This window comes from Fodinibius roseus, from assembly GCF_900129315.1.
GTDB lineage: Bacteria > Bacteroidota > Rhodothermia > Balneolales > Balneolaceae > Fodinibius > Fodinibius roseus.
The window spans coordinates 21,665-34,942 of record NZ_FQUS01000013.1 but is presented as its reverse complement, the minus strand read 5'-3'; the positions used below and the strand labels follow the sequence as shown (position 1 = coordinate 34,942).

At 47.1% G+C, this 13,278-nt stretch carries 8 protein-coding genes; 4 read left to right on the top strand and 4 right to left on the bottom strand.

What is annotated here, in order from left to right; all coding sequences use genetic code 11:
* Window positions 1–66: 66 nt before the first annotated feature.
* Entirely contained in the window at window positions 67–1,941 is a 1,875-nt protein-coding gene (locus BUB16_RS12505; RefSeq protein WP_073065103.1) for a M61 family metallopeptidase, read from the top strand.
* A gap of 210 nt (window positions 1,942–2,151) precedes the next feature.
* Here the strand turns inward: BUB16_RS12505 and BUB16_RS12500 are convergent, their stop codons facing one another.
* The 4 genes from BUB16_RS12500 to BUB16_RS12485 all read right to left on the bottom strand — a co-directional run bounded on the left by BUB16_RS12500 (window position 2,152) and on the right by BUB16_RS12485 (window position 6,883).
* Window positions 2,152–3,147, bottom strand: coding sequence for a sigma-54 interaction domain-containing protein (locus BUB16_RS12500; protein WP_073064739.1), 996 nt, complete (start codon window positions 3,145–3,147; stop codon window positions 2,152–2,154).
* Window positions 3,148–4,029: 882 nt separating this feature from the next.
* Window positions 4,030–4,665: a response regulator gene (locus tag BUB16_RS12495; protein WP_073064736.1), complete on the bottom strand. Its 636-nt coding sequence runs from the start codon at window positions 4,663–4,665 to the stop codon at window positions 4,030–4,032.
* 642 nt (window positions 4,666–5,307) lie between these two features.
* Window positions 5,308–5,943 carry a response regulator gene (locus BUB16_RS12490; RefSeq protein WP_073064733.1) on the bottom strand — a complete coding sequence of 212 codons (636 nt, stop codon included), beginning with the start codon at window positions 5,941–5,943 and terminating at the stop codon, window positions 5,308–5,310.
* 301 nt (window positions 5,944–6,244) lie between these two features.
* Window positions 6,245–6,883 carry a response regulator gene (locus tag BUB16_RS12485; RefSeq protein WP_073064730.1) on the bottom strand — a complete coding sequence of 213 codons (639 nt, stop codon included), beginning with the start codon at window positions 6,881–6,883 and terminating at the stop codon, window positions 6,245–6,247.
* A gap of 380 nt (window positions 6,884–7,263) precedes the next feature.
* Between BUB16_RS12485 and BUB16_RS12480 the strand changes: the two genes are divergently transcribed.
* The 3 genes from BUB16_RS12480 (at window position 7,264) to BUB16_RS12470 (ending at window position 13,274) form a co-directional block, all read left to right on the top strand.
* Window positions 7,264–10,509 carry a CheR family methyltransferase gene (locus BUB16_RS12480; protein WP_073064727.1) on the top strand — a complete coding sequence of 1,082 codons (3,246 nt, stop codon included), beginning with the start codon at window positions 7,264–7,266 and terminating at the stop codon, window positions 10,507–10,509.
* Between the two features lie 204 nt (window positions 10,510–10,713).
* Window positions 10,714–11,580: a DUF72 domain-containing protein gene (locus BUB16_RS12475; protein ID WP_073064724.1), complete on the top strand. Its 867-nt coding sequence runs from the start codon at window positions 10,714–10,716 to the stop codon at window positions 11,578–11,580.
* Between the two features lie 77 nt (window positions 11,581–11,657).
* Window positions 11,658–13,274, top strand: a complete 1,617-nt coding sequence (locus BUB16_RS12470; RefSeq protein WP_073064721.1) for a peptide chain release factor 3 — start codon at window positions 11,658–11,660, stop codon at window positions 13,272–13,274.
* Window positions 13,275–13,278: the final 4 nt, after the last annotated feature.

The following is a 13,278-nucleotide window of genomic DNA, read 5'->3' as shown; positions in this document are numbered from 1 at the left end:
CAAAGAACGGTTTTTGTAAAAGTTCTTTTAGAGATAAAGATGAAAAATAGCTATATACGGAAATCTATGGTACGACTTTGGAATACATATATTAAAAAACTGGTTCTTTTATGGGCTGTTGCCGTTATAGCTACAGGTTGTCAGCCGGGATCTGACCAGGAGCCTTCGCTTCATTATGACGTGCGCTTTCCCAATGCCGTTCATAATGAAGCGGAAATCACGCTTACCATGAAGAACCTGCTTCCGGGGGTGGTTACGCTGGCGATGAGCCGGACCTCCCCCGGACGGTATGCCCTGCACGAATTTGCCAAGAATGTATATAGTGTTACAGCGACCAACAGCAGGGGCGACACCCTCGATATTACGCGTCCCGACCTGCATCACTGGGAGATTAACGGTCATGACGGGACAGTGAAGTTTCAGTATACGCTGTTTGGGGATCACGCCGATGGCACTTATGTGGGAATCAACGAGCAGCATGCCCACCTGAATATACCGGCTTCGTTTGTCTGGGCGCCGAATTTACCCAACACGCCCATCACCGTTGCCTTTCATCCCCCGAAAAATTCCGAATGGAAAGCGGCTACTCAGCTTCAGGAGACCGATGTGCCGATGACCTTTATGGCCCCCAATTATTATTATTTCCTGGATAGTCCCGTGGAGTTGAGCAATCACATGATCGCCGAGTGGGAGGCCCCGGGCGATACGACCGGACAGACCATTCGCATGGCCGTGCATCACAACGGCACACAGGAGGAGGTCGACCGTTATGCGGAGATGGCTCAAAAAGTAGTAGCCGAACAGATTGCGATTTACGGCGAGCCGGCTAACTTTGACTACGACAGCTATACCTTTATTGCCGATTATCTGCCGTATGTGTATGGCGATGGCATGGAGCATCGAAATTCCACGATTTTGACCAGTCGACGTCCCCTGGAAGGAGACGATGCCCTGCAAAATTTGTATACCCTCTCCCACGAGTTCTTCCACAGCTGGAATGTGGAGCGTATTCGTCCCCGGTCGCTGGAGCTTTTTGATTTTATGGATGTCAACGTCTCCGGCGCCCTCTGGTTTGCAGAAGGGTTTACAAGCTATTATGATGATTTGACCATACGCCGGGCGGGTCTTATTTCGGACCAAAAATATGCCGCGGATTGGGCAGGGACACTGAACTATGTGCTTAACTCACCCGGGAACAGCTACTACAATCCTATTGAGATGAGCAGGCAGGCCCCTTTTGTAGACGCCGCCACCTCGGTCGATGCCCAAAACAAGTCCAATACCTTTATCTCCTATTATTCCTGGGGGGCTGTCCTCGGATTGGGGCTGGACTTAACATTGCGCTCGACCTTCGTGGATGTTACGCTTGATGATTTTATGCGGCGGATGTGGGAAAAATATGGCAAGACCGAAGAGCCTTACCGGATTTCTGATCTGGAGCAGACCTTGGCCGAAGTGACTGAGAGCTCGGAATTCGCAGAACAATTTTTCGATCGTCATATATACAGGGGGCGCCATGTTGATCTGAAACCATTACTGGCAAAGGCCGGATTGTTGCTTCAGCCTGCGGATACTTTGCAGCCCGTAGTCAGTTTCGGGACTGCCAAATTAGCATATGAACAGGGTAAGACCGTGGTTGCCCGTCGGACCCGGGTCGGAAGTCCGCTCTACCGGGCCGGCCTGGATAAAGGCGATGTAATTATTTCCATCGGCGGGACCTCTGTTTCCAATGCCGGCGAATTGCAGCAATTGCTCAAAGAGCACCGGGCGGGAGATCAATTACCCATCGTGTATCGTTCGCTGAACGAGGAAAAGGAAGGGATTATTCGACTGGCTGAAAATCCGGCTATGGAGGTGGTACTATACGAACAGGCCGGCCGGGAGATAACCGAAGAGATCAAACAGTTCCGCCATAACTGGCTGGGAAGCAAGGTGCAGTAGCCTTGAGCCGTAAGTTTTTTTAAGAGACCTTTGCAAAACCGTTGCTTTGCCCATCGCTTATATGTTCGCGATTTCAATATCTTCACCTGTAGCCTATACACTGCGGTTTTAAAATCGCTCAGGGGTCGGTCATGAACAAACCCCCTGGTTTTTCAAAGGCCTCGTATAAATAAAAATACAGGTAATCCCAAAAGCAAGAAACCTTTGTTATTAAGTATTGGCCTTTTCTGTCTCGTATTTTTCCAGTTTATTATGAAGCGTTTTCCTGGCAATATTTAATATTTTGGCCGCTTCGGTCTTATTATTGTCTGCAAAATGAAGCGTTTCGGCGATTATTCTCCGTTCGACTTCTTTCAGATCCGTTCCAACCGGGATCTGCATGATATTCTTTGCAGAATGGCTACTGGTAACCGGATAGCTGCGTTGGTTTTTGTGCATGTGGGAAGGGAGAGAACTAAGATCGATGGTTTTCCCGTCTGATAATACAATGCATCGTTCAACGACATTCCGCAGCTCCCGAACATTGCCCGGCCAGTCATAATCCAGAAAGAGATTCATACATTCATCACTGAAGATACGTTCCTCTAATTTATACATTTGAGCAAAATGATTTGTGAAGTGGGAAACCAATAGCGGAATATCACCTTTACGGTGCCGAAGCGGGGGGACATAAAGCTCGATCACGTTGATACGGTAGTACAGGTCCTCCCTGAAATCCCCCGATTTTACTTGTTCTGTCAATATTTTGTTAGTCGCCGAAATAAGCGAAACATCCACCTGTACCTCTTCGCTTCCGCCTACTCTTCGAAATGAGCCGAGTTCAACTGCACGCAGTAATTTGACCTGCATGGGCTTGGGCATTTCCCCTATTTCATCCAAAAAAAGCGTTCCCCCGTGAGCCCGTTCAAAGCACCCTTTTTTGCGGGCGTGGGCGCCGGTAAAGGCCCCTTTCTCATGACCAAATAATTCGCTTTCAACGAGTTCAGAAGGAATGGCCCCACAGTTGATGGTAACCATAGGCTTATGCGTTCGCACGCTGTGATAATGAAATAACTGAGCCATAACTTCTTTCCCTGTACCATTTTCGCCGGTAACCAATAGGGTGGCACCGGTTTTAGCCACCAATTTAATTTTTTGAATCAAGTTCTCCATTTCAGGATTCTGAGTAACAAAAACAGGTTTCTTAAATGATTTTTCTTCTTTCATCTCTTGTAACTTTTTTAGTTAAACATCTATAATATTGGTCACTTCAATAATGTACTGCATGATTTGTCAGGTGGGGTATGCGAAAATCCGGCAATTCAAAAGGTATTCTTGTTTAAACTAACTTGAGTGTTCACTATTCCCGCCTGAGTCACCTTCCCCTTCTGTTCCATGTCTTGTTTAACATATTCTATTTTTATTAAACTATTAATAGGAGTAATTATAAATTATGGGTACAATTTTTGAAGAATAATTGTAATATTATTTATGACGGGATGAATTAAGGGAGGACTTGCAAAGTCGGTTTTTGACCAATACCTTCTTTATCAGATGGTAAAGGTCTCCGGGGGGATATATGCGGCGTTTCCAACCCCGATAGCCCTGATTGTGAACAAAAAAACACCGGTTGTTTAAAGCTTCTTTCCCGATCAAAAAATAGAAGGGAAGAATAGCTGATATAAGACAAAAAAAAGATACGGGGTCTGTGTCCCCCGTATCTTTAAGAGCCTGAGTCTAAGCAGACTTGCCTCTCTCTTTTTCAGTTCTGTTATTGTACCCGCTTGATTTCTCTCTCTTCCTCTTTTCTCTGTTATAAATGTAGACAGCTACCGGTTAAATAAAAATAGTAGTTATTGGTATTATGCTGTACTATTTTTTAAAATTATCATGTCATAAAACAATGTAACAGCCTTTGAAGAAACAGGAATTTTGTTCTATATCTAAGACTGAGCGCATGATCTAAGACTGAGCGCATGTAAAACCACAGCCTGTTATCCACGAGGGAGGATTTAAATGCGCCAAAATGAAACGATTGGGTGAAAGAGCGGTTTTTTCAAAAGCCTTTACAGCATATGTGACAAATGAGTTGTATGAAGCCCTATCCACCTATTCTATCAAGTTATGCTCGATAGCATAGCGGGTCATCTCCACATTGGAGCCCAGGTTCATCTTTTCCTTGATGCGGGTCCGGTAGGTATGGATGGTTTGGGGGCTCAGCGAGAACTCCTCCGCAATCTCCGTTACGGTTTTGCCTGATGCAATCATACATAAAACCTGGAATTCCCGGTCCGACAATTTTTCATGTCTGGAGGTTTCCTGGTTGAGATCCACTTGAGAGGCCAGCTGTTCGGCCACTTCGGAGGTGATATACTTTCGGTTTTCAGTGGCAATTTTACGAATGGCTTTTATCAGGTCTTCTGAAATGCTTGATTTGGTCAGATATCCATAGGCGCCGGCTTTCAGGGCCCGAACGGCAAACCGTTCCTCGGAATGAACGCTTAGAATCAGTACGGGCAGGTCGGGATACCGTTCATTAATCTCCTTCAGTATTTCAAGACCGCTTTTGCCGGGCATCGTAATGTCCAAGACCAAAATATCAGGTTTTTCCTGCTCGAGGAGCTCCAGAATCTCATAACCGTCCTCGGCTTCTCCTACTATTTGTAAGTCATTTTCTCCTTCAACTATTCGTTGAATTCCTTCGCGTATTATCGGATGATCATCTGCAATAACTATTTTAATCATTTTTTTACCGTACCTGCTTATCAATGGTTTGAATGACTGTAATCTTGTTCTGTCGTTCGTAGCGTATTATTTGCATTCAAACCTTTTCGTCACCCTTTGTTTATTCATTGCCCGGTTATATAAAGATTGATTTAATAATCGCTGATATTGGATATGGTGAATCATAGTTCCTTTCACGGGATCATAAACCTTGGTATTACGTTCAAAAGCTGAGTTTTCCGGAAGGCATCTTTATCGCAACAACATTTTTAGCTATATAAAAGCTGTATGATGATTTGTAAGCCAACCGTCGAGCATTACCTGATTATTTAATATTAAACGATCTGAATACTGATACAATAGTATGCGGTATGGATTTTATGTACTATTTTTTAAAGATAGTTGTCATATAACAATCCAGTAGCTCCCATGAATAGTATGCTGCGAGGCTGTGAAAAATATAGGCTCCTATTTTTCCCCAGCTTACGGTGGAAGGAGGTTGTTCAAAAGAAACAGGCCCTATCCCGCATTTTTTACTTTAGGAGGACCCTGGGCTGGTATCGAAATTCGATAGCCTGGCGGTTTTGTCTCATGTGTAAAAGTATCAAGAAACAGGGATAAGCTATCTATATTTCTTTTTCGATTTTGTAAGATAAGGTATGCCTATTCTATCAGATTGTGTTCAATAGCATAACGGGCCATCCCTACATTGGAGTCCAGGTTCATCTTTTCCTTGATGCGGGTCCGGTAGGTATGGATGGTTTGGGGACTAAGCGAGAACTCTTCCGCAATTTCCGTCACGGACCGACCCGAAGCAATCATGCAAAAGATCTGGAATTCCCGGTCTGAAAGCTGTTCGTGCGGCAAGGCTTTTTTGTTGGCATCAACCTGCGAAGCCAGCTGATCAGCCACTTTAGGCGTAATATATTTTCGTCTTTGAGTGGCAATCCTGCGGATGGCTTTTATCAGGTCTTCTGAAATACTTGACTTGGTCAGATATCCGTAGGCGCCGGCCCTCAGGGCACGAACGGCGAATCGTTCCTCGGAGTGAACACTCAGAATCAGTACCGGGAGGTTTGGGTACTGCTCATTGATTTGTTTCAGTAGCTCAAGACCGCTTTTCCCGGGCATGGTTATATCCAAAATCAACATATGAGGAATCTCCTGCTGCAGGAGATTCAGAACTTCGTGTCCGTCCTCAGCTTCCCCGATTATGTGCAAATCCTTTTCCGGATGAATGACTTTTTTTATTCCCTCACGTATCAGGGGATGGTCATCTGCAATAATTATTTTAATCATTTTTCTCCACCGTACCGTTTAACAATGAGTTTGCGAGGGATAAGTACGTATGGTTCTACAGATACCTAATGTATATGTATATGTAAGAATCATATATCCAAAGCCCAAGCTCACGCTGGCTTGTTAATTTTCCAGTTCTGAGAAGATTATTTTCGGGGTTTCTTATGTAGGCGGATTCAGCTGACCTGATTTTCAGGTGATTGCAAAAACAGATAATAATGTATTGATGTTATGCCCTAATGTCTTGTATGAATTTAATGTACAATGGTTCCAGGATGATTCTGCCTGATATGGCAGTCATTCATTTGTCAATCAGGTCGTTTTCGATAGCATAGCGAGTCATCTCCACATTGGAGTCCAGGTTCATCTTTTCCTTGATACGGGTCCGGTAGGTGTGGATGGTTTGGGGACTCAGCGAGAACTCTTCCGCAATCTCCGAAACTGACTGGCCCGACGCAATCATGCATAAAACCTGGAATTCCCGGTCCGACAGCTTTTCATGTACGAGGCTTCCATTGGTGATATCGACCTGTGAAGCCAGCTGTTCGGCCACATCATCGGTGATGTATTTCCGGTTTTGGGAGGTGATTCTACGAATCGCTTTTATCAATTCATCAGAATAGCTTAATTTATTTAAATACCCGTATGCACCGGCTTTCAACGCTCGCACGGCAAACCGTTTCTCGGGGTGGTTGCTTAACATGAGCACTCGCATATTGGGATACAGTTCATTGATTTGTTTCAGCAAATCGAGCCCATTTTTCCCGGGCATGGTGATATCTAAAAGTAAAATATGAGGTATTTCCTTTCGCAGGAGCTCCATGACCTCCTGACCGTTTTGAGCTTCGCCAATCACTTCTATATCATTTTCTCCCTGAATTACGTTCTTTATTCCTTCGCGTATCAGGGGATGGTCATCTGTTATAATTACTTTTATCATTGTTCTTGATTTATGATGTCTTGATGTTAAGTAACGAAGGGTTCGATCAAAATCTATCTTTACAGGTAATTTCGATAATTACCCTCAAACCTTTTTCATTACTCTGCATGTTCTTGCCCCGCCATTACCACAAGATGGAAGCTAATCTATTCCTAATGTAGCAGTTAGTCATATTTATACGTACTAATTTATATAATATAGTATAACAAATATACTACAGAAGTGCGATTTTTACTCTGTGAAATTGTAATAAAATATGTCAGCCTTTTTGCTGTATCATGTAGATAAGTCATTTTTTTGTTATCTTATGGTCCAGAGGCTCTCATAAAGGGAGCATGCCTTCTCTTCTTTGAATCGAAAACGGCAGATTACCGGTTTTAATGATACTACATTCGAAAGATGAAACTCAGAATGAAGAGCCCCTGGTCGTCGGGCTCGGTGCTTCCGCGGGGGGACTCGAAGCCCTTCGCGTTTTTTTCGAAGCGATGCCGGATTCCCCGGGTATGGCATTTGTCGTCATTATACACCTTTCGCCTGATCATGAGAGCAGCGTGGCCAGGCTGCTTCAGGAACATACCTCCATGCCGGTACAGCAGGTTAGCGGACGAACCCCGATAAAAGCGGATCATATCTATGTTATTCCGCCGGGCAGTCTTTTGACCGTGGAAGATCAGCACCTGGTACTTGCCGACAGTGAAAAGAATAATAGACAACTTACGACGATTGACCGGTTTTTTCGTTCGCTCGGTAAAGCCAAAGGCCACTATTCAGCCTGTGTCATATTATCCGGCACGGGCAGCGATGGCAGCATCGGGCTAAAAACGATTAAGGAATATGGAGGCATAGTGATAATCCAGGAACCCGGAGAGGCGGGGTATGATGGCATGCCGCGCAGTGCACTTCAAACGGGACTGGTGGACCTGACCCTGCCTGTGAAGGAGATTTCGGCCCAGCTGATGAACTATAAGAAGAGTCTTAAGCAGATTGCCATTCCGGATTCAGGGGAGCTGCCGGAAAGTGAAACCCACGTATTGAAGGATATCTTGTCCAAACTTAATGAAAAAACGGGGCATGATTTTGCCCGGTATAAACAATCATCGGTACTTCGCAGGATTGAGCGTCGCATGCGGGTACATCGGATACGCACGCTCCCCGCCTACCTGGAGTACATCAGCCGGCATCCTCCTGAAATAAAAGCGCTATTTAAAGATTTGCTTATCAGTGTGACCAACTTCTTCCGGGATCGGGAGGCTTTCCGGGAGCTGCAGGAGACGGTTGTCCCCAGACTTTTTGAAGGCAAGGCCTCCGAAGACAGCCTGCGTGTATGGATACCCGGGTGTGCGACGGGTGAAGAAGCCTATTCCCTGGCCATATTGCTGCATGAGTATGCCCGGTCCCTCGAAAGCTCCCCTGCAATCCAGCTTTTTGCTACCGACATCGATGAAGAGGCGCTGGATACGGCCCGCAAAGGCCGGTACCCGGCGTCTATAGCAGCTGATATCACGAGGGAGCGGCTTCAACAATATTTCGTCAAAGAGGGGATGATGTACCGGGTTAAACCAGAGATAAGCAGCATGATGCTGTTCGCGGATCATGACCTGCTTAAGGACCCCCCGTTTTCAAAGCTTGATCTGATCAGCTGCCGGAATCTCCTGATTTACCTGGATCGCGAATTGCAGTCGGAGGTGTTTAACCTTTTCCACTATGCTTTGAAACCGGAGAAATGGCTGTTCCTGGGGATGTCGGATTCTATCCTGGAAGCCACAGAACTGTTTGACACCTTTAACAGCCAATACCCGATCTACCGGCAAAACACCGTATCAAAATCCAAAATCCGCCTCCCGCGTTATCCCCTTTCCACAGAAGGGCTTCATTTTACCTCTTCCCGGTCGAAAAAGAGGAAGACGGCACAGCAGCTCAGTATTGAGGATCTTCACCACCGCCTGCTGTTCAAACAGTATGAACCGGCCAGTGTCATAATTAACAAAAACCAGGAGGTGCTGCATGCTACTTCTGACATTGATCATTTTCTCAAATATTCGGGGGGGGAACCGAGTCAGAAAATTTTAAAAATGGTGGTCCCGGAGTTGCGCAAAGTGCTCAGCCGGATGCTGTTCCGGGTGAAGCAGGATGGCAACACGCTCAGCTCCAGAAAAGTACAGTTGAAGAGTAATGGCGCTTCCCGTTTTTGCAAGATGATCGTTCGAAGGATAGTCGAGCCGAGGGCCCCGGAGGGATTAATTCATATTATCATTATGGAAGTCTCTGAGTCAGTTCCTGAGCATCCGCAAGCGTCTGAAGATGTTGATGAAGAGTCGGATGTTATCACAGCCCTCGAGGGGGAGCTGGAATACACCAGGGAGCAGCTGCATATAACTATTGAGGAGTACGAGACCTCTACTGAAGAACTCCATGCTTCAAACGAAGAACTCCAGTCGATGAATGAAGAGCTGAGATCCACGACCGAACAGCTCGAAACGAGCAAAGAGGAGCTGCAGTCCGTAAATGAGGAGCTCAAAAGCGTAAATGCCGAGCTCGAACATAAAATTAAAAAGCTTAATGAGGCGAACAGTAATTTCAAAAACCTGATGGAGGCTACTGATGTTGCCACTATCTTCGTCGACGGCGATAACCGCGTGCAGTTTTATACGGAGACAGCTACCGACCTCTTTAACCTGATTCCTGCTGATGTGGGACGTCCTTTCAAGCATGTTACTCATACGCTCCGTTATGTATCGGTAACGAAGGATATCGACCGGATTAATGATAGCCAGGAAACGCTTAAGGAGGTGGTGTCAGATAAAGATGGTCATCAATACATTATGCGCATACGCCCTTATCGCACCGTGACCAACAAGATGGACGGGGTCGTACTTACGTTCGTGAATATAACTCAGCTTAAGAAAGTGGAGGAACAGCTTACCAAAGAGGTGGAAAGAAGTGCGCAGCTGCAGCGGGAAATTCTGAGCAACAGCCTCTCGGAACGGTGGGAACTCGGGGCATACCTGCACGATAACCTGGCCCAGATACTCGTATCTATAAAAATACTGGTGAATGAAGTGAAGGCTCAGCTGTCTCCCGTCGATATCCGCAGGGAAACCTCTTCTATTCTTACCGATATAAATAATCTCATAGACACGCAAATTGAGAATATTCGAAATGTAAGTCACGATATTATCCCGATCGACGTAGAAGAAGAAGGCGTTTCCCATGCTTTTCGCCTTTTATTGAGACGGTCGCAGAAAATTCACGGGATAAATTGCACCCTGGAAACCAACGGTGTCCTGAATCACATCAACAACCGGGAGCTGTCCACGCATTTGTATCATATTACCCAGGAAGCCATTAAAAACGCCGCGATCCACGGCGGAGCCGATCGAATTTCCGTCAGGATCAATGAAGAAGAGGGACGGTTGTGCCTTGAGGTCAATGACAATGGAATTGGATTTTCCTCCGCTGAGAAAGACAGTGAGGGGATGGGGCTGCGGATTATGAAACACCGGGTGGAGCTGATGGGAGGGACCTTTACGATAAAGACGCAGCCTGATTCGGAAATATTTACAACCGGTATCCGCTGTACGTTCCCGATCAGATCTGTCAGGCCGCATCCTCCGAAGAACAGGTGACTATAACTAATTAGAGAATACGGTTTTTTTCAGATATTGAATAGCCGCTTAGAAACGGCTGTTGACTGGAAGAGGTGAATTTTGCAAATTCTGTTAGCATTGGCCCGTATTCAGCAGTGCCTTCGATCCTTGGGGACAGGAGATGCCGGGTTAGTCGTAGATTAGGAGGTATCATATGGATATCTGTTCAATAAGTCCGAACACATGGCGATCACAAAATATCACATCGGGTGCACGGGCTGGAGCCTCAAAGACTGGGTGGGTAACTTCTTTACCGATGATGCAAAACAAAGGGACTTCCTTTCGCAATACGCTTCGGTCTTCAACGCCGTAGAGGGGAATACGACTTTTTACAACATCCCGAGCGAGGAGACCATAAAAAAGTGGGCCAGGGCCACGCCCGACGGCTTTAAGTTCTGTTTTAAATTTCACCGGTCGATTACGCATGGGCGGCGATTGAATGATGTGGAGGATGAGGTGATGCGATTCCTCGAAGTCTTTGACCCCATTGCCGACCGGTTGGGCCCCTTCCACATCCAGTTGCCGCCCCAGTTCTCGCCCGGCGAATTTGTCCGCCTGGAGCGACTGGTGCGCCTGTTGCCCTCCGTATACAGCTACGCGGTGGAAGTCCGTCATCCTGATTTTTACGATCACGGGAACAGGGAAAACCGGCTGAACCGCCTTTTGCAGAGCTATCACATCGACCGGGTTATTTTTGATACCCGGAAGCTGCACAGCATGAAAAAAGAGGAGGCCTCCATCCGGGAGGCCCAAAAAAAGAAGCCGAACGTCCCTGTCCGTTTTGAAAATACCGGGTCACGGCCTTTCGTCCGATTTGTAGGTGCCAATGATGTGCTGAACAACGAACCCTATCTGAAGGAATGGGCCATTGTGATCGCCGACTGGATTAAAGAGGGCCTTCATCCCTATATTTTTACGCATTCGCCCGATAAAGTGAGTCAGCCGCCCATTGCCCGGAAATTCCATCAGTTGCTTGCCGAGCTTATCGAGATCAACCCCATGCCCCCCTGGCCCGTGGAACGACAGAATGAGCAGCTGGGGCTGTTTTGATGGCATCGGGGTGATATACCAACAAAAAATTCGTATCTTGCCGGGCTGTCCAAAACAATAGAAATTGAGTTATCTCCATGGCCCAGTCCGACACCCTTACAAAAGACAAACAGGAAATTATAGAGGAGGCCCGTCGCCGGCGGACCTTCGCGATTATTTCCCACCCCGATGCCGGGAAGACGACCCTGACCGAAAAGCTCCTGCTCTACGGGGGCGCCATCCACGAGGCGGGTTCCATCCGCCAGCGGAAGGCCAACCGCTATGCGGCCTCCGACTGGATGGCCATCGAAAAAGACCGGGGGATTTCGGTAACCTCATCGGTGCTCCGCTTCGAGAAAGACAATATCAAGTTCAACCTGCTGGATACGCCCGGACACAAGGATTTTTCCGAGGATACTCTTCGGACGCTGGTTGCCGCTGATACCGCACTGATGGTTATTGACGTCGCAAAGGGCGTCGAGGAGCAGACCGAGAAGCTGTATGAGGTGTGTAAGATGCGGGAAATCCCGATCATCACCTTTGTCAACAAGTGCGACCGTCCGGGACTGGAGCCGCTGGAAGTGATCAGCAATGTGGAAAATCAGCTGGGTATCGAGCCCATTCCCGCTTCCTGGCCGCTGGGCTACGGGAAGGATTTTCAGGGTATTTACGACCTGATCGGCAAGCAGCTGCATCTTCAGAAGAAGGAGGAACACGGGGCTAAAAAGGCGGAAACAAAAGTATATGGCCTGGAAGAGGGCTTGGAGAAAGCCGTTCTTTCGGACCACGAGAAAGAGAAATTCCGGGAAGAGGTGATGCTGACCGAAGACATGATGGCGATGATGGATGAGGAAGCCTTTATGAACGGCAAATGCACCCCGGTATTCTTCGGATCGGCGTTGAATAATTTTGGGCTGGATGTCTTTCTCAATTATTTTGGAGAGCTCGCCCACCCGCCCCAGGAGTACCGGGATGCCGAGGGGAAAAGCCGAAAGCTTGACGACGGCTTTTCGGGATTCGTTTTTAAAATGCAGGCCAACATGAATCCCGATCATCGGGATTGCGCCGCTTTTATCCGCATCACTTCCGGCAAGTTTGAACGGGGACTCGAGGTGACGGAAAGCAATACGGGCAGGAAGGTTAAAATGTCGACCCCTCACACGCTGATGGGTGATGAGCGGCATATCCTGGAGGAGGCCTACCCGGGTGATGTGGTGTCCCTGTTTAACCCCGGCTCTTTTCGAATCGGAACGACGATATACAGCGATGATCCCGTGCGATTTGATGTCATCCCCCTGTTTACGCCCGAACATTTTATGAAAGCTTCTTCCAAAGATCCCTTTAAGCGCAAACAGCTGCGCGAGGGATTGAAGCAGCTGGCCGAAGAGGGCGTTGTTCATGTATTTGAAGTCCCCCGGGGAGTCGGCAATGAATTGCTGCTGGGGACCGTCGGCGCCCTGCAGTTTGATGTGGTCAAGCATCGGATGCAGACGGAGTACAATACGGAGCTACATATGTCAGCCGTCTCCTACCATGCGGCACGGTGGCTGGATGAGGACGAGGAGATTATTGAAAAGCTGGAAAACAGCTACTCCACTCATGTGACCAAAGATATGGAAGGTCACCCTATCGTCCTTTTCGACAGCGCCTATGCCATCAGTCAGGCCGAAGAAAAAGTAGGGGCCGAAAACCTCTACAAGTTCAAGCAGAATTAGTTTT